Consider the following 20,339-nt stretch of genomic DNA (forward strand, 5'->3'; position numbering starts at 1 on the left):
TGGCCTACCCCCGGGTCTGCCGCTGCTTGCGGCTGACCTTGGCGGCCTTCTTCTTCGACTTGACCAGCTTGCGCTTGGCCGGCCCGCCCTTGCCCGATCCGCCCCGGCCTGCGCCGCGTCGGCCGCGCGGGCCGGTGCCATTGCCGCGCGGCGGCCGCTCGCCGTCGATCTCGAGCAGCTCCAGCGCGATGCCGCCGGTCACCGGCGCCGCCTCGGTCAGCCGCACGGTCACCCGCTGGCCGATGGTGATGGTCAGCCCGGTATCGGAGCCCATCAGCGTCGCGGTCTCCTGATCGAAGTGGAAATACTCGCGGCCGAGGTTGCGCATCGGGATCAGCCCGTCGGCGCCGGTCTCGTCGAGCTTCACGAAGGCGCCGAAGCGCGCGATGCCGGAAATCCGCCCGGTGAACTCATTGCCGACCCGCTCCGACAGATAGGCCGCGAGGTAACGGTCGGTGGTGTCGCGCTCGGCAATCATCGACCGGCGCTCTGTGTCCGAGATATGCGCCGCGGTCGGCTCCAGCTTGTCGATGTCATCGGGCGAGAGCCCGTCGTCGCCCCAGCCATGCGCCGCGATCAGCCCGCGGTGCACGATCAGATCGGAATAGCGCCGGATCGGCGAGGTGAAATGCGCGTAGTTTTGCAGCGCAAGCCCGAAATGGCCAAAGTTCTTGGGGCTGTAATAAGCCTGCGTCATCGACCGCAGGGTGGCGAGATTGATCAACTCGCTTTCCTCGGTGCCGGCGGCGTCATGCAGCAGCTTGTTGAGATGCGCGGTCTTCAGAACCTGTCCCTTGGCCAGCGTCAGCCCGGCGGCATCGGCGGTGTCGCGCAAGGACTCCAGCTTGTCCTGCGGCGGTTCCTCGTGCACCCGGAAGAGCTGCGGCACCTTCTTGGCAATCAGCGTCTCGGCGGCGGCGACATTGGCGAGGATCATGAATTCCTCGATCAGCCTGTGCGCATCCAGCCGGTCGCGGAAGTTGACCGATTGCACCTTGCCCTCTTCGCTGAGCTCGATGCGCCGCTCCGGCAGGTCGAGGTCTAGCGGCTGGCGGGCGGCGCGGGCCCTGGTCAGCGCGTCATAGGCGGCATAGAGCGGCGCGATCACGCTTTCCATCAGCGGCGCGACCCGGTCGTTGGGCTGGCCGTCCATGCCCTGCTGGACCTCCTGATAATTCAGCGAGGCGGGCGAGCGCATCAGCCCGCGCACAAAGCGATGCGAGAGCTTCTCGCCGCCGGCGTTGATCTGCATCCGCACCGCGAGACAGGCGCGCGGCACACCCTCGTGCAGCGAGCAGAGATCGCCTGACAGCCGGTCGGGCAGCATCGGCACCACCCGGTCGGGGAAATAGCTGGAATTGCCGCGTTTGCGCGCCTCGCGGTCGAGTGCCGAGCCGGGGCGGACGTAATGCGCCACATCGGCGATGGCGACCCAGATCACGTGACCGCCCTTGTTCTTCGGATCGTCGTCGGCATGGGCATAACAGGCGTCGTCATGGTCGCGGGCATCGGCCGGATCAATGGTGATCAACGGCAGCTCGCGCAGGTCTTCGCGACCGGACAGGCCGGCGGGCTTCATCGCATCGGCCTCGGCGATCACCGCGTCGGGAAAGGCGTCGGGAATGCCGTGCTGGTGGATGGCGATCAGCGAGACGGCTTTCGGCGCGGTGGGATCGCCCAGCCGTTCGACGATGCGGGCGCGGGGCAGGCCCATGCGGCTCTTGGGCCCGGCCAGCTCGGCCTCGACCAGCTCGCCATCCCTGGCGCCATGCACGTCGCCTGCGGCGACCTGCCATTCCTTGTCGGCGCCCTTGTCGACCGGTTTGATCCGCCCGCCTTCCGAGCGTTTCGAGAACACCCCGAGAATGCGGCGCGGGTTGCTGCCGATCCGGCGGATCAGCCGCGCCTCGTAGTTGTGATCCTCTTCGTGCACCACTTGCAGCCGCGCCAGGATGCGGTCGCCCTCGCCAAGCGCCGGGTCCGAGGCGCGGGGCACCACCAGAACGATCGGCTCCACCCCTTCGCCGTGCCATTCCAGCGGCTTGGCAAAGAGATCGCCATCGGGCGTCGGCGCCTTGACCTGCAACACCGAGACCGGCGGCAGCCGGTCGGGGTCGCGGTAGGTCTTCTTGCGCTTTTCCAGATGACCTTCGGCTTCCAGCTCCTTGAGCAGGCGCTTGAGGTCGATCCGGGCGGCACCCTTTATGCCGAAGGCCTTGGCGATGTCGCGCTTGGCGGTCAGGGTCGGGTTGGCGGAGATCCAGTCGAGGATCTGGGCTTTGGTGGGCAATTGGCTCATGGCTCTGGCCTAGCACGGGTGTGGCGGGGCGTCACTTGCCAAACCGCTCGGCCAGGTCCTCTTCGTCGCCTTCGGCGGCGAGGCGCAGCTCGCGCACGAGGCGCAGGGTGGGTTTGGCGGCAAACAGGACCGAGCCGATCAGGAACATCCAGGTGGCCGGGGTCTGCCAAGCGTCAAAAAAGAACATCACCGAGCCGATGATGAAACAGGTGGCGGCGGAAAAATCGACCGCGGTATAGGCCAGCTCGAAGAGGGCGTAGATCCGGCGGCTTTCGGAGGTTTCCTCTCGGTTGCGGTGATAGAAAAGCGGCATGGGTCTTGGCGGCTGACAGGGACGTTGACTGACGAGCGCAACAACCTAGTGCGCATTGCCCCGCCGGCCACCGGGCACCGGGGGCAGGCGACCGGTCCGGCTTAGTCCGGCGTGGCCGGCGCCAGATCGGCGGCCGTGTCGACATCGGCCAGCGTGTCGACGCGGGCGATGCGGTGGCCGGGCAGGGTGGCGATGCTGTCGGCCATCGCATGTTCGGTGGACCAGCGCACGCCCGTCAGAAAGCCGGCGGGGGCGCGGCCCGGATGGCGCAGCCCGATCAGCCAATAGCCGCCGTCGGGCGCCGGGCCAAAGGCCGCGTCATGCCCGCCCAAGGCCGCGAAGGCCCGCGCGACATGCGCCGGGGTCACGCCGGGAATGTCGCCGCCGATGATGCAGGCCGGGCCGGGCGGCAGGCTGCGGAAGACCCGCGCCATGCGTGCGCCGAGATCGCCGCCGCCCTGCGGCAGTCGCGGCAGATGTGCCGGCCAGACCCGGCTTTGCAGTCCGTCGCGGTCGGGCGCGACCGCGAGGATCAGCTGCCAGCGCGGGTCCTCCAGCCGCCGCAGCAGCCGCGCGGTCTGATGGCGAAACCACCAGGCCGCGGCGCCCATGCCGATGTCGCGGCCAAGCCGGGTCTTGACCCGCCCGGGGCGCGGCTCTTTCAGCATGACGATGAGGGTGGGTTTGATGCGCAAGGTCTACCGGTCCGCGAGATCGGCGCGCATGCGCCCTGTCGGGCGTCCCCCCCGGGAGGGCCGGTTCCCGCAGATGTTGCCCGCGCGGCCGGAGGGGGCTCTGTCGAACGGATGCGCCCGGACAAAAAGCCCTTCCGAGGGTGGGCGGAGCGCCGGCGCGCCTCGGGCCCCGGTGCAGCTCACAATGCGCGTTCCATCATCCGATGGGGAATGCCGGCGTCGTCGAACACCTCGCCATAGGCGGCAAAGCCCAGCTTCTCGTAAAACGGGATGGCATGCAGCTGAGAGCCCAGCGCCGCCTTGCTGAACCGGCCGTCGGCGCGCATCTCGTCCAGCGCCGCGCGGATCAGCGCTGCGCCAAGCCCGGTACCGCGGGCGGCCTTGATGACGCAGACCCGGCCGATCTTGCCGATCTCGCCATTGGGCAGGACGCGCGCGGTGCCAAGCGCCCGGTCGCCCTCGGTGGCCAGCAGATGCAGGGCAATCTCGTCATAGGCGTCACGCTCGATCTCGGGCGGCACGCCCTGTTCGTCGACAAAGACCTCGAAGCGCAGCTTCAGGCAGGTCTCGAGATCGTCGGTGCGGGTGATCGTGGCGCTCATGCGAAGTAATCCCTCAGGATGCGGGCATAGATCGCCTTGAGCTGGTGTACCTGATCCACCGCGACCCGTTCGTCGACCTGGTGCATGGTGCGGCCGACAAGGCCAAATTCCACCACCGGGCAGTGATCCTTGACAAAGCGCGCGTCAGAAGTGCCGCCGGTGGTGCTGAGGTCCGGGGTGATCCCGGTTTCGGCGGCAACCGCGCGCGCCACGAGGTCCGACAGCGGGCCCGGCGGGGTGAGGAAGCTTTCACCGGAGATCTTGATCTTCATTCCGATCTCGACGCCGAATTCGGCGGCCACCGCGTCGGCCTCGGCACGCAGCCAGTCGCTGAGCGAGGCGCCGGAATGGGCGTCGTTGAACCGGATGTTGACCGTCGCCGTACTCTTTGCCGGGATCACGTTGGTCGCCGGGTTGCCGGTGTCGATGGTGACCACCGCCAGGGTCGAGGCGTCGAAATGTTCGGTGCCGCGGTCCAGCTCATGCGATGACAGCCGGTCCATCAGCCGCGCCATGGCAGGCAGCGGGTTTTTCGCGCGGTGCGGATAGGCGGCATGGCCCTGCTTGCCCACCACCTCGATCCAGGCGGTGACCGATCCGCGACGGCCGATTTTTATCATCTCGCCCATGGTGTCGGGGCAGGTCGGCTCGCCCACGAGGCAGACCGACATCCGTTCGCCCTCGGCCTGCATGTAATCCAGAAGCGCGCGGGTGCCGTGATCGGCGTCGCCTTCCTCGTCGCCGGTGATGGCCAGGATCACCGCGCCCTCGGGCGGCGTCTCGGTGACGAAATCCGCGGCGGCGGCGGCAAAGGCGGCCACGCCCGATTTCATGTCGGTCGCGCCCCGGCCATAGAGAAAGCCGTCGCGGATCTCGGCGCCGAAGGGATCGGCGGTCCAGTCCGCGCGCTTGCCCAGCGGCACCACGTCGGTGTGGCCGTTGAAGCCGAAGGTCCGGGCATGGCCCTTGTCGCCCCAGCGGGCAAAGAGATTGCCGATGCCGCCCCGGTCGACCCGGGTGCAGGCAAAGCCCGCAGCTTGCAGCACGTCCTGCACCACGTCGAGCGCGCCGCCATCTTCGGGTGTCACCGAGGGGCAGCGCACCAGCGCTGCGGTCAACTCGAGCGGATCGGTCTGCGACATGAATTACCCCACGGAATTGTGACCTATTTGCAGCGGCTTGCCCGCTGGTTTGACGTATCGCTTAACAGAAGCCGCGCGGGGGTGCTAGGCTGGCCGCAACAATGACGCGGCCCCCGCAGTCCTCCCCCGCTTCAGGTGAACTCCGCCCGGTTCAGGGGATCCGTCCGGCATCAAGACCGGCAAGACTGACAACACGGGGCAAGGCTGCGCAGTAGGGTTGGAGCAGTGGTATGAGTGATGTGAAGTCGCGATCTGTCGCGTCTGTCTTTGGGTGTGCCCGATGAGTTGGGTCGCCGCAGTGGCGCCGGGCGGCACGGCGCAGGTCTTTCCTCCTTTTGACAAGCTTCCCCCTCGCGGCGCGATGCGCCGGGGCACGGTGTTGCTGGAATGCAGCCTGAGCCCGGTCGCTGCCGCCCGCTCGATCCTGCGCATCCCGTTGCAGGCCCATGCCGCCGGGCATCTGTCGATCCTGGCGCTGCCGCAGGGCTCCTTTGCACTGGTGGTGGGGCAGGGAAAATCCATGGTGCACCGAACGCTCCGGCTGAACCTGCCGGAGGGCAACCAGCTGCTGCGGCTCAGCTTTTCCTGGGATTGCGAGGCCGGGCTGGCGCGCTTTGCGGTGGAGCAAGCCGATGGCCAGGGCTTTGTCACCGGCGCGCTCGACCTGCCGGAGCCGATGGCGCTCGAAAGTCTCACCGCCTTTCCGGCGATGGAGGTCTGCACGTCCGAAGAGGCGGGGCTGGGCTTTCTGGCGATCTCCAACAGGGTCGAGCCGGTGGGGCCCCTGCCGGGCCTCGCCGCGCGCACCTTCGTCGGCACGCCTTTCGGCCCGCGCGAGGTGTCGCGGTTGCGGATTGGCGATCTGGTGCAGACCCGCGATGGCGGCCAGGAACCGGTGTTGCATGTGGCCCAGCGCATCGTGCCGGGGCTGGGCAGTTTTGCCCCGATCCGCCTGCGGGCACCCTATTTCGGCCTGGAGCGCGACATCGTCGTCGCGCCGCATCAAAAGATTTTCGTCAGCGGCGCGGCGGTGGATTACACCTTCGGCTGCGAGGGGGTGCTGGTGCCGGCGGGATACCTGGTCAACGGCCAGTCGGCCCTGCCGGAGCCGAACTTGCCGCTGGTGAACTATGCGCAGGCGCTTCTGCCGTCGCATGCGGTCTTTGCCGCCAGCGGTGCCTGGACCGAGAGCCTCTATGTCGGGCGCTTGCGCCGTGACAGCGAAAAGCTGGCGGCGACACTGCTGGCCGGGGTCAGGCCGACGCTCTTGCCGGAGCAGGCGCATCTGACGCCGCCGGTGCTGAAACGGTTCGAGGCGCAGGCGCTGGCCGAGGTGGCCTGAGGTTCAGGCGTCGCCGTCGACCAGCGGGTCGTAGAACGGCTCGATCTGCGCCACGACCACCGAATTCTCGTCGCGGGCGCGCTGCATCAGCGCGGCCTCCTCGTCGGCGATCTCTTCGCCGGCGGCGCGTCGCTCGTCGAGCGATCCGTGGCCGGTGACATCGAGCGGCGCCAGATCGGCCTGTTTGAGCAGGGCGACGGTTTCGCGCACCGCTTCGGCCTCGTCGACGCCAGAGGCGTAACAGACCAGCCCGGCGCCAGTGGCGCCATCGGGCAGGCCGTCGCCGGACTTTCGGCCGACCTGGACGACGAGGGTATAGACTTGCTGGCTGCGGGCTTTCTTGGTCATGCGCTGCGGATGCGTCGGGCGGGCGCCCATGTCAAGCCGGTTGATGCCCCCGGATGCGGCGTTCTGCGGCGCAATGGCCCGCCTGGCCGGGTAATCCACCGCCTCACGTTGCGGCGATGTTGCATAGGGCGGCCCGCTTCGGATAATCCCCCGAACCAAAACGAGGATGCCCCATGGCCTGCCGGCCCTTTTTGCAGCTGATTGCCATCGCCCTGTTCCTGCTGCCGTTCCGGGCCGGGCCCGGCGCCGCCCAGGTGCTGGAGTTCGTCACCGTCGAGCGGCCGCCGTTCTCGATGGGCCGCGAGGCGCAGACCGGCTTCAGCATCGACCTGATGCGGATGATGGCCGAGCAGATCGGCCGCGAGGTGCGTTTCGAGACCCTGCCGGCCTTTGGCGAAATGCTGGCGCAGGTGGCCGCCGGCGGGGCGGATGGCGCGATTGCCAATATCTCGATCACCGCCGCCCGCGAGGCGCAGATGGATTTCACCCTTCCGGTGTTCGAAAGCGGCTTGCAGCTGATGGTTTCGGGGTCCGACCGCACGCCGCTCTGGCGACAGGTCTTCACCCGCGACATCGCGATCTATCTTGGCGTGGCGCTTGCCATGCTCTGCGCTGCCGGGACGCTGATGTGGCTGTTCGAGCGCCGCCATCAGCCCTATTTCGAGAAACCCGCGCGCGAGGCGTTCTTTCCGTCGTTCTGGTGGGCGCTCAACTTGGTGGTCAACGGCGGCTTCGAGGAACGCCAGCCAAGGTCGATCCCGGGGCGGTTGCTGGCGACGGTCCTGGTGTTCTCGAGCCTGTTCATCGTGTCGATCTTTGTTGCCAAGATCACCGCCGCGATCACCGTCAACGAACTGACCTCGAGCGTCACCGGCCTCAATGATCTCGACAATCGCGCGGTGGGGTCCGTGGCGGGCTCGACCGCCTCGGATTTCCTCGAGGCCCGCGCGGTGGCGCACAGCGCCTATCCCGGCTACGCCGAGATGATCGCGGCCTTCGAGGCCGAAGAGGTCAGCGTCGTGGTCTTTGATGCGCCGCTCCTGCGCTATTACCTGTCGAAGAACAGCGCCGGCGAGGCCTATCTGGTGGAAACGGTGTTCCGGCGCGAGGATTACGGCATTGCCCTGCCCACCGGCAGCCCGCTGCGCGAGCCGCTGAACCAGGCGTTGCTGCAATTGCAGGAAGACGGGCAGTACAATGCGCTGGTGCGCAAATGGTTCGGCAGGTGAGGGCGGCGCCAAACCGATGGCGCCACCCACGTGAGGATCAGTCGCGCAGCAATTCGTTGATGCCGGTCTTGGAGCGGGTCTTTTCGTCGACCCGCTTGACGATCACCGCGCAATAGAGGCTGATGTTGTTCTTGGACGGCATCGAGCCCGCGACAACCACCGAATAGGGCGGCACTTCGCCATAGCTCACGTTGCCGGTTTCGCGGTCGACGATCTTGGTCGACTTGCCGATGAAGACGCCCATGCCCAGCACCGAGCCCTCGCGCACGATGCAGCCTTCGACCACCTCGGAGCGCGCGCCGATGAAGCAATTGTCCTCGATGATGGTGGGGCCGGCCTGCATCGGCTCGAGCACGCCGCCAATACCGACGCCGCCGGACAGGTGCACGTTCTTGCCGATCTGCGCGCAGGAGCCGACGGTGGCCCAGGTGTCGACCATCGTGCCCTCGTCGACATAGGCGCCGAGGTTGACGAAGGAGGGCATCAGCACCACGCCGGGGGCGATATAGGCCGATTTGCGCACCACGCAGTTGGGCACGGCGCGGAATCCGGCCGCCTTCCACTGGTTGTCGCCCCAGCCCTTGAACTTGCTGTCGACCTTGTCCCACCAGCCGGCGCCCTGCGGGCCGTTGTCTTGCAGCTCCATGTCCTTGATGCGGAAACCCAGCAGAACCGCCTTCTTGGCCCACTGGTTGACCTGCCAGTCGCCGTTTTCCTGCCGTTCGGCCACCCGCAGCTTGCCGCTGTCGAGCGCATTCAGCGTGTCCTCGATCGCTTCGCGGGTCTCGCCGCCGGTCGAGGGGGTGATGGTGTCGCGGGCGTCCCAGGCCGCTTCGATGGCTGTCTCAAGCTGGGCGTTGGACATGGATGTTCCTCCGTCTGGTCCGTCTGTCAGGTTGCGGCGCGTTAGACAGCAAAAACCGCCTCTGCGCAATCGGGGTTGAGTTCGCCCCGCGAACGTTCTTGGATGCGGGACACGCCGAAATAGCAGGACATGACATGAAAGATCCCCGCCGCAGCCGGTTTCGCGACGCCCAGGAAGACCGCAGGGAAGCCGACCGCACACCGGATACGCCGCAGACCCGCGCGCCGGCCTATCGCCTGGCGTTTGCCGACGAGGATTTCCTCTGCCGGGACGAGCTGCGCCCGGTCAGGTTGCAGCTCGAGCTGTTGAAGCCGGAAATGATGATGACCGAGGCCGGGGTGGAAAGCACCATCGTGCTTTTCGGCGGTGCCCGCATTCCCAAGCCGTCGGAGAAACATACCGCGCGCACCGAGACGCTGGCGGAACTGTCACGCTTTTACGACGAGGCGCAGCGCTTCGCCCGGCTGATGACCGAGGAATCGATCAAATCCGGCGGCCGCGAGAATGTCGTCGTCACCGGCGGCGGCCCCGGTGTGATGGAGGCCGGCAACCGGGGGGCGCAGGAGGCCGGCGGCAAATCCATCGGTCTCAACATCGTGCTGCCGCATGAGCAGGCGCCGAATGAATACGTCACGCCGGAGCTCTGCTTCAACTTCCACTATTTCGCCATTCGCAAGATGCATTTCCTGATGCGCGCCAAGGCGATCTGCGTCTTTCCGGGCGGCTTCGGCACGATGGACGAGCTTTTCGAGTCGCTGACCCTGATCCAGACCGGTCGGATGGATCGGGTGCCGTTCCTGCTGTTCGGCCGCGAATTCTGGGAGCGCATCGTCAACTGGGCGGCGCTCGCCGATGCCGGCACGATCGCGGCGCAGGATCTGGACCTGTTCCGCTTTGTCGAGACCGCCGAAGAGGCGCTCGACATCATTCACAACTGGGCGCCGGCGCCGCCGCGCGACGAGATCCCGGGCCGGCAAAAGACCGACCCCGCGAAACACGCGGACGAGCGCTGATCAGGCCGAAAGCTGGACGGGCAGGGCGCAGACTTCCTGCCCGTGCGGCAGGGTGGTGACCATCTCGCCGTGATCGGTGCGCTTGATGGCATAGCCATAGCCCGCGATGCGGTGCTGCCATTCGCGCGGGCTCAGCGCCTTTTCGCGCTCTTCCTCGAGCAGCATCAGGATCTGGGCAATTGTGACTTGATCGATTTCTGTGGTGGACATGAGCTCTACTCTCGTTTGGTTTTTGATTGTTTATGATTCATGGCTAATCCCAGATTCGGACGGAGATCGTTCGTAATTAAGGCAATTTTTGGCGCAGCCCCGGAGTTGGCGACCGTCACTGGACAGTCGCCAACAAAAGCCTAGTGTCGGGGGCATTCGTCGACGGAGAGATCTCATGGAAAAATTCGGCAAGAGCCAGCCCGTGACCCGGGTAGAAGATGTGCGCTTTCTCACCGGGGAGGGCCGTTATGTGGATGACATCGCCCCGGCAGACGCCCTGCATGGCGTGGTGTTCCGGTCGCCGGTGGCACATGCAAGCATCACCGAGTTGAACGTCGACGACGCGCGCGAAGCCCCCGGGGTGCAGATGGTGCTGACCCTGGCCGATCTCGAGGCGGCGGGGGTGAGGCCCGGGCTGGACGCCACCTTGGTGAAGAACATCGACGGCAGCAAGGGCGCCGCGCCGGAACGCCCGGTGCTGGCGCGCGACCGGGTGCGGTTTGTCGGTGAACCGGTGGCGATGGTCTTTGCCGAGACCCTGCAACAGGCCAGGGACGCCGCCGAGCTGATCGAGTTCGATTACGACGACCTGCCGGTCTGCCTGGGGCTCGAAGAGAGCGAGACGGCAATCCACGAGGAAGCGCCGGGCAACCTCGCCTATCACTTCGGCATGGGCGATGCCGCCGCGACCGATGCGGCCTTTGCCGCGGCCGCGCATGTGGTGTCGTTGCAGATCGACGACAACCGGGTGATCGCCAATTCGCTGGAGCCGCGCGGCTGCTACGCCGAGCCCGAGGGCGAGCGGCTGCATGTGGCGATCAACGGCCAGGGTGTCTGGGGCTTCAAGCAGACCATTGCCAAGGCGCTGGGTCTCGACCCGGAGGCGCTGCGCATCACCAATCCTGATGTCGGCGGCGGGTTCGGCATGAAGGCGCAGGATTACCCGGAATACGTGATCTGTGCCCATGCCGCCCGGGCCCTGGACCGTCCGGTGCGCTGGATGGCCGACCGCACCGAGAGCATGCTCAGCGACAACGCCGGCCGTGATCTGACCAGCCTGGCCGAGATGGCTTTTGACGACAATCACCGCATCCTGGCCTACCGTGTGACCACTCGCAACAACCTCGGGGCCTACAACTCCGGCTTTGGCCAGCCGATCCAGACCGAGCTCTTTTCCAAGGTGCTGATGGGCACCTATGACGTGCAGGCCGCCTATATGAGCGTGAAGGGCTATTTCACCAACACCGTGCAGGTCGACGCCTATCGCGGCGCCGGGCGACCGGAGGCGATCTATGTGCTCGAGCGGCTGATGGACCGGGCGGCGCGCGAGCTGGGCGTCGACGGATGGGAGTTGCGGCGGCGGAACTTTATTCCTGCGGCCAAGTTCCCTTATCGAACCGTCACAGGCGAGCTTTACGACGTGGGCGATTTCGACCGGGTGCTGTCGCATGCCGAGGCAAGCTGCGACCGGGCGGGGTTTGCCGCGCGCAAGGCCGCTTCCGAGGAGCATGGCAAATTGCGTGGCATCGGGCTCTGTTACTATATCGAAAGCATTTTGGGCGATCCTTCGGAAGGCGCCAGGGTCACCTTTGACGAGGATGGCGGCGTTTCCCTGTTTGTCGGCACACAGTCGAACGGGCAGGGCCATGAAACCGTCTATGCCCGTTTCCTCGCCGATCAGACCGGCATCCCGATGGAACGGATCCGGGTGGTGCAGGGTGACAGTGATCTGATTGCCAAGGGCGGCGGCACCGGCGGCTCGCGCTCGGTGACGGTGCAGGCCAATGTGACCCTGACGGCGGTGGCCGGAATGGTGGCCGCATTCACGCCGTTTTTGGCGGATAGCATGGGGGTCGAGGAGAGCGCAGTGCGGTTCGACAATGAGACATTCCGCGCCGAAGGGTCGAACCTGACCCCGACGATGCTGGAGGCCGCGGAGATGGCCCGTGCGGCCGGCCGCGACGACCTTTTGCGGCACGAGGCACGCGACAGGCTGCCCGGCCGGTCCTATCCCAACGGCGCCCATGTCGCCGAGGTCGAGGTCGATCCGGAAACCGGCACCGTGACGGTCGAGCGCTATACCGTCGTCGACGACTTCGGCAATCTGATCAATCCGCTGCTGGCCGAGGGGCAGGTGCATGGCGGCGTCGCCCAGGGCATCGGCCAGGCGGTCACCGAACATGTGGTGCACGACGAGGACGGCCAGCTGCTCACGGCAACTTTCATGGATTACGGCATGCCGCGTGCCGATATTCTTCCTATGTTCCGCTTCGAAACCGAACCGGTGCCATCGACCGCCAACCCCATGGGCATGAAGGGCTGTGGCGAGGCCGGAACCGTGGGCGCCATGGCGGCGATGGGCAATGCGGTGCAGGATGCCTTGTGGGATCGCGGGGTGCGGCAGGCAGACATGCCTTTCACGCCGCTGCGAGTTTGGAGTATGTTGAGGGATGCGTCTCAAACGGCTGCATAAACAGGTCACCGGCTGGCTGGCGCGCAAGCTCCGGTTCCGGCAGACCCGCACCGGTCCCCGCCGGGGACAGCGTATCCATGTGATCCTCCTCGATGGCACGATGTCGAGCCTGCGGGAAGGAACCGAAACCAACATCGGCCAGATCTACAAGCTGCTCTGCGAGGCGCCCGGCGATCTCTCGATCTATTACGAGCCGGGCGTGCAGTTCCCCGACTGGCGCGCCGCCTGGTCGGTACTGACCGGCAAGGGTATCAACAGCCAGATCCGCCGCGCCTATGGCTATCTCGCTTCGCGGTATCGCCCCGGCGACCGGATCTTCCTGCTCGGATATTCGCGCGGCGCCTTTGCCGTGCGCTCGCTGGCGGGGATGATCGACCGGGTCGGGCTGGTGACCGCGCGCCACGCGCTGGAGCGCAATGTCGCCACCGCCTATCGCCATTACCAGACCGCGCCCGACAGCGATGCGGCACTGGCCTTTCGCGCCGCCTTTTGCCATGAGGCGGCACCGATCGAGATGGTCGGGGTTTTTGACACGGTCAAAGCGCTGGGCCTGCGGCTGCCCCTGGTCTGGCGGCTGAGCGCCGATCCGCATGCCTTCCATAACCATCACCTGGGCGACAGCGTGCGCCACGGCTTTCACGCGCTGGCCTATGACGAACGCCGCGCCGCCTATGCGCCGCTGTTGTGGGACGTGCCCGGCGACTGGTCCGGGCGGGTCGAACAGATGTGGTTTCCCGGCACCCATGGCGATGTCGGCGGTCAGATCGCCGGCTTCGAGGCGGCCCGACCGCTGGCCAACCTGCCGCTGGTCTGGATGCTGGACCGGGCCGAGGATTGCGGCTTGCCGCTGCCCGAGGGCTGGCAGGCACGTTTTCCGGCCGATGCCGAGGCGCCTTCGGTCGGCACCTGGTCGGGCTGGGGCAAGATGTTCGTGATCCGCACGCCCCGCAAGCGCATGCTCGACCCGTCCGAGCGTTTGCATCCCAGCTTGCAGGAGCGGCAGGACCACACCGGCCGGATGACCCGTCTGCTCGAGGCGACCAAGGGCATGCAGGCGCTGATGATGCGCCGGAACGGCTGACACCGCCCCCCCCCCCTGCAATTCACGAAACGGTGAGTACGCCTTTTCTTGTCGGGATTGTTGCCTATTTGTCTTTCATGACATGCGAGGCCGGAACCCTTGCATGATTTCACTGTCCCTCGTTCCGCACTCAGCGCCCAGTATTGACTGGGCGCTTTTTTCAAGTCCGTCCGGTGGCGCGCCGGCTTTTGTCCTGCCGGGTGCGGTGATAGCGTCGCCGGCATGAGCTACAGCGACTCCTTCCTGCGCGGCATCCTGACCCGCTCCAAGACCATCGCGGTGGTGGGCGTGTCGCCCAATTCCGTCCGGCCGAGCTACTACGTGGCGCGCTATCTCAAGCTCAAGGGCTTTACCGTGATCCCGGTCAACCCGGGGCATGCCGGCAAGGAGCTGTTTGGCGAGACCGTGCGCGCCGACCTGTCGGAAGTGCCGAAAGAGGTCGACATGGTGGATGTCTTCCGCCGGTCCGAGGCGGTGCCCGCGATCGCGGAGGCGGCGCTGACCCATCTGCCGGGGCTCAGGACCTTCTGGATGCAGATCGGTGTCGAACACGCCGCGGCGGCGGCGCAGCTTGAGGCGGCCGGCGTCGATGTGGTGATGAACCGCTGCCCCAAGATCGAATATCAGCGGCTCTTCGGCGAGCTGCGAATGGGCGGTTTCTCCACCGGCATCATTTCGTCCAAGCTGTAACGCTCAGGCCAGCCGGTCGCGGATCGCCCGGTGCAGCCCCGGGTTGGCGGCCAGCACGCCGGGGCTTTGCGGGGTTTCGGTATTGAAGGTCAGGGGCGAACCGTCGGCGGCGGTCGCCAGCGCCCCGGCTTCGGTGGCGATCAGCGCCCCGGCGGCAATGTCCCAGTGCCAGGACGGCCGGATCGTCAGCATCGCGTCAAAACGGCCCTGCGCGATCAGCGCCATGCGATAGGCCAGCGACGGCCGGAACACGCGCGTCACCTCTGGCGGCGTGCTGCGCCAATGGGCGGGTTGCATCGTCGGTTTCGGTGCCATCACGCTGGCCCCGGTCAGTTCGGCCCGGCACCCGGTGCGGATCGGTGCGCCGTTCAGCGTGGCCCCCTGGCCCAGCGCGGCGGCAAAGGTGCGGGCGCGGGCGGGCAGGTGAATGACGGCGGCGGTCACCGCGCCCCGGCGGGCGATGGCGATGGAATGCGCCCAGGTGCCCGAGCCTTCGATGAAGCTGCGGGTGCCGTCGATCGGATCGATGATGAAGACATGTTCGCAGCCCAGCCGCGCCCGGTCGTCCGGCGTCTCCTCGCTGAGCCAGCCATACTCCGGCCGGGCAGCGCGCAGGATGTCATGCAGCACGTCGTTGACGGCGAAATCCGCCTCGGTCACCGGGCCCTGGCCGGGCTTGTCCCAGGCCTTGGCGGTGGGGCCGGAAAAGCCCAATGCCACATCGCCCGCGGCCCTGGCGGCGCGCAGCAGCAGGGCGAGATCGGTTTCCTGGGCCTCAGGTGCCTGCAAGGGTCATGCCTTCGACCAGCAGCGACGGCACCACCCGCGACAGGTGGGGGCGGGCGTCATTCGCCGGCACGATCCGCAGCAGCATGTCGCGCAGGTTGCCGGCGATGGTCACCTCGTTGACCGCATGGGTGATCTCGCCATTCTCGACCCAGAGGCCCGAGGCCCCGCGCGAATAATCGCCGGTGTTGGGGTTGATCGTCGAGCCGATCATCGAGGTTACCAGCAAGCCGGTGCCCATGTCGGCAATCAGATCGGCCCGGCTCCTGTCGCCCTGGGTCAGGGCGATGTTCCAGTTTGACGGATGCGGCGGCGCCGAGGTGCCGCGCACCGCATTGGCGGTGCTCTCCAGCCCCAGTTTGCGGGCATTGGCCAGATCCAGTGTCCAGCCGGTGAGTGTGCCACGGTCGACGATGGCGCGGCGCTGCGTCGCCAGCCCCTCGGCATCGAAGGGGCGCGAGCCGGAAATGCGCGGCCGGTGCGGATCCTCGATCACGCTGAGCGCCTCGGGCAGCACCTGCTGGCCCAGCGCATCGCGCAGGAAGGACGAGCCGCGCGCGATGGCGGCGCCGGAAATGACCGACAGCAGATGGCCGATCAGCGAGGCCGAGATGCGTTCGTCGAACAGCACCGGATAGGTGCCGGTGGGCGGCTTGCGCGGGTTCAGCCGTTCGACTGCGCGGTCGCCGGCGGTGCGGCCGATCTCTTCGGCGCTGCGCAGGTCGGCGGCAAAGGTGCGGCTGTCGCCGTCGTAGTCGCGTTCCATCCCCAGGCCTTCGCCGGCGATGGCGACACAGGACAGCGACGATCCAGTGCGGCTGTAGCCGGCGCCGAACCCGTTGCTGGCGGCGATATGGATGTCGCGCGCCGAATAGCTGGCCGAGGCGGATTGCACCTGGGTGACCTGATCGACGGCCTGCGCCGCCGCTTCGGCCGCTTCGGCACGGGCCTGCAAGGTGGCGGGGTCGGGCTCGGCCGCCGGATCGGCCAGTTCGAGCCCCGCGGCCGAGGTGTCTCGCGCCAGCTGCGCGGGATCGGCGAGGCCGACATGCGGGTCTTCGGGGGCTTCGCGGGCCATGGCGACGGCGCGTTCGGCCATGGCGGCCAGCGTTTCGGGGCGGGTGTCCGAGGCCGAGACATTGGCCTGCCGCCGGCCCAGCAGCACCCGCAGCCCGATGTCGGTGGCCTCTGACCGCTCGGCCTGTTCCAGCGCGCCGGCGCGCACGTCGACGGTGACCGAAGTGCCCCGGATGGCGATGGCGTCGGCGGTGTCGGCGCCGGCTTTGCGGGCGGCGTCGAGCAGGGCTTGGGTCAGGTCGGACAATGGGTGCGGCATATGGGCTCTCCTTGGAGGCCACAGGTAGAGTGCGGGGGGCCGAGGTGCAAGATCCGGTGGCCAAATGCCGGTCTGCGGCCATCTGCGCGTTGAATTCCACTGCCCCGCATGGGTTAGTGGCAAAAACCGGAGATCGACCATGGCCACAGCTCTCGCGCCGCGCAAAGCCCCGCGCCAGGCCCGCAGCCGCAAGACCCGTGATGCCATCCTCGTCGCGGCGGGCGGTATCCTGGCCCGCGAGGGGCTGCGCGGGCTGACCACCAATCACGTGGCGCGGGCGGCGGGGATCTCGATCGGCTCGCTGTATCAGTATTACCCCAACAAGCAGGCGATCATCGGCGCGCTGCTGACCGAAAGCCGCGCTGCGGTTCTGGCCGGCATGGAAGCCGCAGCCGAGGAGGCGGCGGATGCGGCGCTCGACGTCGTTGTCTGTGCCATGGTGCGGGCGCGGCTGCGGCAGCTCTTCGAGCAGCCGGGCCTGACCGAAGCGCTGGAGCGGGCCGAAGCCGAATTGCCCGCCGACCAGGGGCTGGCGCGGCAACGCACCCAAGTGCAGGCGCAGGTGGTCGCGGTTCTGGCGGAACATTACGTCGACGATCCCGAGACCGTGGCGCGCGACGTGCTGGCCTTGGCCGAGGGCATGGCCCATGCCGCGGTGCGGGCCGGCGAGGCGGCGTTCGAGCCGCTGGCCCAACGGGTGGAACGCGCGGTGACAGGCTATCTGGCAGGGGTTGTGCCCGAGGCGTGAGCCGGTGCGACTTGCGGCCCCGGGGGCAATGCGCCGCCGCGATTTCTCGCAGGGGCGCCTGCCGGTGCGTTACTGAATCCGCTGGCCGTTCGCGATGACATGGCCCTGTTCATTGACCTCCAGGGTCGAGCTCAGCGTGTCGTCGCCCTGGTTCACCGCGAACATGCCCATCATCATCCGCGCGCCCATCGCCTGTTCCTCGGGCAGCAGGCCCATGGCCACCAGCTTGTCGATCAGCGCATTGGCGCCGCGCAGCTCGGCGGTCAGCGCACCTTGGGGGCGCGGCAAGCCGTCAAAGGTCTGAAGGTCGGAATTGTCGAAGGTGAAGGCGCCGGTGGCGGTCAGCACCGCGCCGATGGCATCGACCACCAGCGTGTTGAGCGTCAGCTCATGCAGCTCGGCGGGCACTTCGGCCATCTCCAGCGCCTCGGCCTGGGCCGGATCGAACAGGTCGTAAAGCATCCGCACCTTGCCGGTCAGATCGATCTGCACCGTCGCCGGATCGCGCGGCAATTGGCCGGCCGGATCGAAAATGTTCCAGATCAGGTCGTTCATCTGGAAGTCGCCGAGGGTGAGCCCCGCCGCGATATCCTGCGGTGCCTCGCTGCGGGCCACCGGCATGGCAAAATTGCCGCCGAGCTCGCCGGCGCTGAGCGACACCGGGAACGGCAGATCGCCGCCCTGCACCTGCACGTCGTAGCCATTGACCAGGAAATCGAAGTTCCAGGCCTCGGGCGCGAGCGACACGCCCATACTGCCGCCTTCGGAACTCGAGGCAAAGCTTGCCGCCTCGCCATCCTCGACGCCGTTGAACTGCGCCGACCCGCCGGAATACGAGAAGCTGCCGTTGACATCCATCACCGCCATCACCGCCATCGGATCGTCGCTGTCCATGTCCACCGGCAGGGTGCCGGTGCCGGTATAAGCCAGATCGGTCATGCCGCCCTGAAACAGCAGGGTGTTGTCGGTGTTGTCGGGGTCGCGGCCGGCAAAGTCATAAGACAGGGCGCCGATCTTCATCTCTTGCGCGATGTCGCGCAGCGTGCCGGTGGTCATCTGCGAGGTGCCGACCAACCCGTCGAGCAGGATCTCGCCGCGCACCACCTCGCGCGGGAGAGAGACCCCCTCGACCACCAGATCGGCCAGGGAAATCCGCGCCGAGCTTGCCGAATAGGCCCAGCCGGTGGCGCCGGGTTCACCCGAGACCGTCGCCTCGAGATCGGTTGTCTCATATAGAAGGGTGGCCGAAATCTGCTCATCGCCTTCGGTGATGTCGAAGGTGATGGGCATCTCGGCCGGCCAAGCCACATCGACGGCGCCATCGCCGGTGGCACTCAGGGTTAGCTCGGGCATCACCATGACGACGGTCACGTCATCCTCGGGGATCGGGATGGTGGTGGTGAGATCGGTGAGGGTGAGCACATCGCCGTCAGAGACGGTCTCGGCGGTGACGGTATAGCCATAGCCCTGCATGTAGCCGCGCAGATCGTCCCAGACCTGGGCAGGGGTGATTTCGGCGGCGGCGGTTTGCGCCAGCATCAGGGTGGCCAGCGCGGTGCCGCCGGCGAGCTTGGGATAACAGAACATGTCAAATGCGCCTTTCCATGAATTTCCGCGCCAGCTTCCCTTGGCCACAGGGCGAGGTCAAGGGGAAGGCGGGCCGCGTTGCGTCACGCCCGCGCGACTGGACCAATGCCGGGCGAGGGGCTACCAAAGACGCCGGAGCCGGACACAGGCGGAGGAAAGCATGTCGGATTTTATCAGCGGAAAATGTGTAATGATCACAGGCGCCAGCCGCGGCATCGGCGCCGCCGCCGCGCGCGAATTTGCCAAGGCTGGGGCGAATGTCGTGCTTGTCGCCCGCAGCGAGGAAAGCGTCGCAGATCTGGCCGGAGAGATCGGCGCGCAGGCGCTGGCCGTGCCCTGCGACGTCAGCCGCTACTGGGAGGTCGAGGCCGCGGTGCGCGTCTCGGTCGAGACCTTCGGCCGGCTCGACGTGGTGATCGGAAACGCCGGCGTGATCGAGCCGATCTCGCTGCTGGCAGGGTCCGATCCCGAGGGCTGGGGGCATGCGATCGATATCAATCTCAAGGGCGTCTACCACGGCATGCGGGCGGCAATGCCGGTGATGACCGGTCAGGGCGGCGGCACGATCATCACCATCTCGTCGGGCGCGGCGCATGGCCCGGTCGAGGCCTGGAGCCATTATTGCGCGTCCAAGGCCGGGGCCGCGATGCTGACCCGCTGCGCCGACAAGGAGGGCCGCGATCACGGCATCCGCGCCATGGGCCTGTCGCCCGGCACGGTGGCGACGCAGATGCAGCGCGAGATCAAGTCGAGCGGCATCAACCCGGTGAGCCGGCTCGACTGGTCCGATCACATTCCGCCGGAATGGGTCGCCACGGCGCTGATGTGGATGTGCGGGCCGGCGGGGGACGCGCATCTCGGGGAAGAGCTGTCGCTCCGGGACGAGGATTGGCGCCGGCAGCTGGGGCTTGTGGAATGATCGACCTGGCCCGCGAGGGCGGGCTCTGGCGGGTGACGATCAACCGGCCGGACAAGGCCAATTCGCTGACCCCTGAGATGCTCGAACGGCTGGTCGAGATCGCGGCGGCGGCACAGGAGGCGCGCGTGCTGGTGCTGACCGGCGCCGGCAAGGTGTTCTCCGCCGGGGCGGATCTCGACGCCGCCCGGGCCGGGCTCGCCACCTCGGAGGTCTGGGAGCGGCTGTCGGCGGCAATCGCGGCCCTGCCGGGGCTGACCATCGCGGCGCTCAACGGCACGCTGGCCGGCGGCGCCTTCGGCATGGCGCTGGCCTGCGATCTGCGAATCGCGGTGCCGGAAGCGAAATTCTTCTATCCGGTGATGAAGCTGGGCTACCTGCCGCAGCCCTCCGATCCGGCGCGCCTGGCGGCGTTGGTCGGGCCGGCGCGGGCCAAGCTGGTGCTGATGGGCGGGGCCAGGCTCTCGGCGGAGGAGGCCCTGCGTTTCGGGCTGGTCGACCGGCTGGTGCCGAGTGACGGGCTGCATGAGGCGGTGCGCGACCTGGCAGTGGACACGCTAGCGGCCAGCCCCGAGGTGGCGCGCGGGATCAAGGCGCTCTGCCGCGCCTGATAAGCCCCGAAGCCTGTCTGGCGCGATCGGGCGAGAGGTCCCGGATCAGGTCC

20 protein-coding genes are annotated in these 20,339 nt (G+C 67.4%); 9 read left to right on the forward strand and 11 right to left on the reverse strand.

What is annotated here, in order from left to right:
• Positions 1-4 precede the first annotated feature (4 nt).
• The 5 genes from rnr to dapE all read right to left on the reverse strand — a co-directional run bounded on the left by rnr (position 5) and on the right by dapE (position 5,051).
• On the reverse strand, positions 5-2,299 hold the full coding sequence (gene rnr, locus PVW49_RS18910; RefSeq protein ID WP_074835917.1) for a ribonuclease R: 2,295 nt from the start codon (positions 2,297-2,299) through the stop codon (positions 5-7).
• A 31-nt stretch (positions 2,300-2,330) separates the two neighbouring features.
• Positions 2,331-2,612: a YrhK family protein gene (locus tag PVW49_RS18915; protein WP_048533184.1), complete on the reverse strand. Its 282-nt coding sequence runs from the start codon at positions 2,610-2,612 to the stop codon at positions 2,331-2,333.
• A gap of 101 nt (positions 2,613-2,713) precedes the next feature.
• Positions 2,714-3,301, reverse strand: a complete 588-nt coding sequence (locus tag PVW49_RS18920) for a TIGR04282 family arsenosugar biosynthesis glycosyltransferase (RefSeq protein WP_274591291.1) — start codon at positions 3,299-3,301, stop codon at positions 2,714-2,716.
• 185 nt (positions 3,302-3,486) lie between these two features.
• Positions 3,487-3,909, reverse strand: a complete 423-nt coding sequence (locus PVW49_RS18925; protein ID WP_074835916.1) for a GNAT family N-acetyltransferase — start codon at positions 3,907-3,909, stop codon at positions 3,487-3,489.
• The gene (gene dapE, locus PVW49_RS18930; RefSeq protein ID WP_048533181.1) at positions 3,906-5,051 is read right to left on the reverse strand and encodes a succinyl-diaminopimelate desuccinylase; all 1,146 of its coding nucleotides are present in this window, start codon (positions 5,049-5,051) and stop codon (positions 3,906-3,908) included. The genes PVW49_RS18925 and dapE overlap by 4 nt, the downstream gene beginning before the upstream one ends.
• 280 nt (positions 5,052-5,331) lie before the next feature.
• Here dapE and PVW49_RS18935 point away from each other — a divergent pair, with 280 nt between their 5' ends.
• Positions 5,332-6,393 (forward strand): Hint domain-containing protein, encoded by a 1,062-nt coding sequence (locus tag PVW49_RS18935; RefSeq protein WP_274591286.1) that lies wholly within the window; start codon positions 5,332-5,334, stop codon positions 6,391-6,393.
• Positions 6,394-6,396: 3 nt separating this feature from the next.
• Here PVW49_RS18935 and PVW49_RS18940 read toward each other — a convergent pair whose 3' ends face one another.
• Positions 6,397-6,741: a hypothetical protein gene (locus tag PVW49_RS18940; protein WP_074836099.1), complete on the reverse strand. Its 345-nt coding sequence runs from the start codon at positions 6,739-6,741 to the stop codon at positions 6,397-6,399.
• Between the two features lie 173 nt (positions 6,742-6,914).
• Between PVW49_RS18940 and PVW49_RS18945 the strand changes: the two genes are divergently transcribed.
• Positions 6,915-7,970: a transporter substrate-binding domain-containing protein gene (locus tag PVW49_RS18945; RefSeq protein ID WP_274591287.1), complete on the forward strand. Its 1,056-nt coding sequence runs from the start codon at positions 6,915-6,917 to the stop codon at positions 7,968-7,970.
• A 37-nt stretch (positions 7,971-8,007) separates the two neighbouring features.
• Here PVW49_RS18945 and dapD read toward each other — a convergent pair whose 3' ends face one another.
• The gene (dapD, locus tag PVW49_RS18950) at positions 8,008-8,835 is read right to left on the reverse strand and encodes a 2,3,4,5-tetrahydropyridine-2,6-dicarboxylate N-succinyltransferase (protein ID WP_274591288.1); all 828 of its coding nucleotides are present in this window, start codon (positions 8,833-8,835) and stop codon (positions 8,008-8,010) included.
• A gap of 134 nt (positions 8,836-8,969) precedes the next feature.
• Here dapD and PVW49_RS18955 point away from each other — a divergent pair, with 134 nt between their 5' ends.
• Complete coding sequence (locus PVW49_RS18955; protein ID WP_074835909.1) at positions 8,970-9,848, forward strand: TIGR00730 family Rossman fold protein; 879 nt, start codon at positions 8,970-8,972, stop codon at positions 9,846-9,848.
• On the opposite strand, the gene PVW49_RS18960 is transcribed toward PVW49_RS18955, so the two are convergent.
• Complete coding sequence (locus PVW49_RS18960; RefSeq protein ID WP_048533175.1) at positions 9,849-10,058, reverse strand: hypothetical protein; 210 nt, start codon at positions 10,056-10,058, stop codon at positions 9,849-9,851.
• Positions 10,059-10,233: 175 nt separating this feature from the next.
• On the opposite strand from PVW49_RS18960, the gene PVW49_RS18965 reads away from it, so the two are divergent.
• The 3 genes from PVW49_RS18965 (at position 10,234) to PVW49_RS18975 (ending at position 14,302) form a co-directional block, all read left to right on the forward strand.
• Positions 10,234-12,531 (forward strand): xanthine dehydrogenase family protein molybdopterin-binding subunit, encoded by a 2,298-nt coding sequence (locus PVW49_RS18965; protein WP_048533174.1) that lies wholly within the window; start codon positions 10,234-10,236, stop codon positions 12,529-12,531.
• The gene (locus tag PVW49_RS18970; protein WP_053083376.1) at positions 12,509-13,612 is read left to right on the forward strand and encodes a DUF2235 domain-containing protein; all 1,104 of its coding nucleotides are present in this window, start codon (positions 12,509-12,511) and stop codon (positions 13,610-13,612) included. Before PVW49_RS18965 ends, PVW49_RS18970 begins: the two co-directional genes overlap by 23 nt.
• Before the next feature lie 222 nt (positions 13,613-13,834).
• Positions 13,835-14,302, forward strand: a complete 468-nt coding sequence (locus PVW49_RS18975; RefSeq protein ID WP_274565349.1) for a CoA-binding protein — start codon at positions 13,835-13,837, stop codon at positions 14,300-14,302.
• 3 nt (positions 14,303-14,305) lie between these two features.
• Here the strand turns inward: PVW49_RS18975 and PVW49_RS18980 are convergent, their stop codons facing one another.
• Entirely contained in the window at positions 14,306-15,091 is a 786-nt protein-coding gene (locus PVW49_RS18980) for an inositol monophosphatase family protein (protein ID WP_274591289.1), read from the reverse strand.
• Positions 15,078-16,424 carry a TldD/PmbA family protein gene (locus PVW49_RS18985; RefSeq protein ID WP_274565350.1) on the reverse strand — a complete coding sequence of 449 codons (1,347 nt, stop codon included), beginning with the start codon at positions 16,422-16,424 and terminating at the stop codon, positions 15,078-15,080. Before PVW49_RS18985 ends, PVW49_RS18980 begins: the two co-directional genes overlap by 14 nt.
• Before the next feature lie 139 nt (positions 16,425-16,563).
• Between PVW49_RS18985 and PVW49_RS18990 the strand changes: the two genes are divergently transcribed.
• Positions 16,564-17,172: a TetR/AcrR family transcriptional regulator gene (locus PVW49_RS18990; protein ID WP_274565351.1), complete on the forward strand. Its 609-nt coding sequence runs from the start codon at positions 16,564-16,566 to the stop codon at positions 17,170-17,172.
• A gap of 69 nt (positions 17,173-17,241) precedes the next feature.
• On the opposite strand, the gene PVW49_RS18995 is transcribed toward PVW49_RS18990, so the two are convergent.
• Complete coding sequence (locus PVW49_RS18995) at positions 17,242-18,759, reverse strand: DUF2125 domain-containing protein (protein ID WP_274591290.1); 1,518 nt, start codon at positions 18,757-18,759, stop codon at positions 17,242-17,244.
• A gap of 190 nt (positions 18,760-18,949) precedes the next feature.
• Here PVW49_RS18995 and PVW49_RS19000 point away from each other — a divergent pair, with 190 nt between their 5' ends.
• Together PVW49_RS19000 and PVW49_RS19005 are read left to right on the forward strand one after the other, a co-directional pair.
• Positions 18,950-19,678, forward strand: a complete 729-nt coding sequence (locus PVW49_RS19000; RefSeq protein ID WP_371398812.1) for an SDR family oxidoreductase — start codon at positions 18,950-18,952, stop codon at positions 19,676-19,678.
• A complete protein-coding gene (locus PVW49_RS19005; RefSeq protein WP_048533165.1) occupies positions 19,675-20,286 on the forward strand; it encodes an enoyl-CoA hydratase/isomerase family protein in 612 nt (203 codons plus the stop codon). The genes PVW49_RS19000 and PVW49_RS19005 overlap by 4 nt, the downstream gene beginning before the upstream one ends.
• Positions 20,287-20,339 lie beyond the last annotated feature (53 nt).

It is taken from the genome of Marinovum sp. PR37 (assembly GCF_028807375.1).
Taxonomy (GTDB): domain Bacteria; phylum Pseudomonadota; class Alphaproteobacteria; order Rhodobacterales; family Rhodobacteraceae; genus Marinovum; species Marinovum algicola.

What these genes read in the sequence shown, in the direction of transcription:
- PVW49_RS18990 (WP_274565351.1), top strand. Translation starts at nt 16,564, where the DNA reads ATGGCCACAGCTCTCGCGCCGCGCAAAGCCCCGCGCCAGGCCCGCAGC.
- PVW49_RS18945 (WP_274591287.1), top strand. Translation starts at nt 6,915, where the DNA reads ATGGCCTGCCGGCCCTTTTTGCAGCTGATTGCCATCGCCCTGTTCCTG.
- PVW49_RS18965 (WP_048533174.1), top strand. Translation starts at nt 10,234, where the DNA reads ATGGAAAAATTCGGCAAGAGCCAGCCCGTGACCCGGGTAGAAGATGTG.
- PVW49_RS18940 (WP_074836099.1), bottom strand. Translation starts at nt 6,741, where the DNA reads ATGACCAAGAAAGCCCGCAGCCAGCAAGTCTATACCCTCGTCGTCCAG.
- PVW49_RS18975 (WP_274565349.1), top strand. Translation starts at nt 13,835, where the DNA reads ATGAGCTACAGCGACTCCTTCCTGCGCGGCATCCTGACCCGCTCCAAG.
- PVW49_RS18970 (WP_053083376.1), top strand. Translation starts at nt 12,509, where the DNA reads ATGCGTCTCAAACGGCTGCATAAACAGGTCACCGGCTGGCTGGCGCGC.
- dapE (WP_048533181.1), bottom strand. Translation starts at nt 5,051, where the DNA reads ATGTCGCAGACCGATCCGCTCGAGTTGACCGCAGCGCTGGTGCGCTGC.
- PVW49_RS18915 (WP_048533184.1), bottom strand. Translation starts at nt 2,612, where the DNA reads ATGCCGCTTTTCTATCACCGCAACCGAGAGGAAACCTCCGAAAGCCGC.
- PVW49_RS18955 (WP_074835909.1), top strand. Translation starts at nt 8,970, where the DNA reads ATGAAAGATCCCCGCCGCAGCCGGTTTCGCGACGCCCAGGAAGACCGC.
- PVW49_RS18935 (WP_274591286.1), top strand. Translation starts at nt 5,332, where the DNA reads ATGAGTTGGGTCGCCGCAGTGGCGCCGGGCGGCACGGCGCAGGTCTTT.
- PVW49_RS18925 (WP_074835916.1), bottom strand. Translation starts at nt 3,909, where the DNA reads ATGAGCGCCACGATCACCCGCACCGACGATCTCGAGACCTGCCTGAAG.
- PVW49_RS18995 (WP_274591290.1), bottom strand. Translation starts at nt 18,759, where the DNA reads ATGTTCTGTTATCCCAAGCTCGCCGGCGGCACCGCGCTGGCCACCCTG.
- PVW49_RS18960 (WP_048533175.1), bottom strand. Translation starts at nt 10,058, where the DNA reads ATGTCCACCACAGAAATCGATCAAGTCACAATTGCCCAGATCCTGATG.
- dapD (WP_274591288.1), bottom strand. Translation starts at nt 8,835, where the DNA reads ATGTCCAACGCCCAGCTTGAGACAGCCATCGAAGCGGCCTGGGACGCC.
- rnr (WP_074835917.1), bottom strand. Translation starts at nt 2,299, where the DNA reads ATGAGCCAATTGCCCACCAAAGCCCAGATCCTCGACTGGATCTCCGCC.
- PVW49_RS18985 (WP_274565350.1), bottom strand. Translation starts at nt 16,424, where the DNA reads ATGCCGCACCCATTGTCCGACCTGACCCAAGCCCTGCTCGACGCCGCC.
- PVW49_RS19000 (WP_371398812.1), top strand. Translation starts at nt 18,950, where the DNA reads ATGATCACAGGCGCCAGCCGCGGCATCGGCGCCGCCGCCGCGCGCGAA.
- PVW49_RS19005 (WP_048533165.1), top strand. Translation starts at nt 19,675, where the DNA reads ATGATCGACCTGGCCCGCGAGGGCGGGCTCTGGCGGGTGACGATCAAC.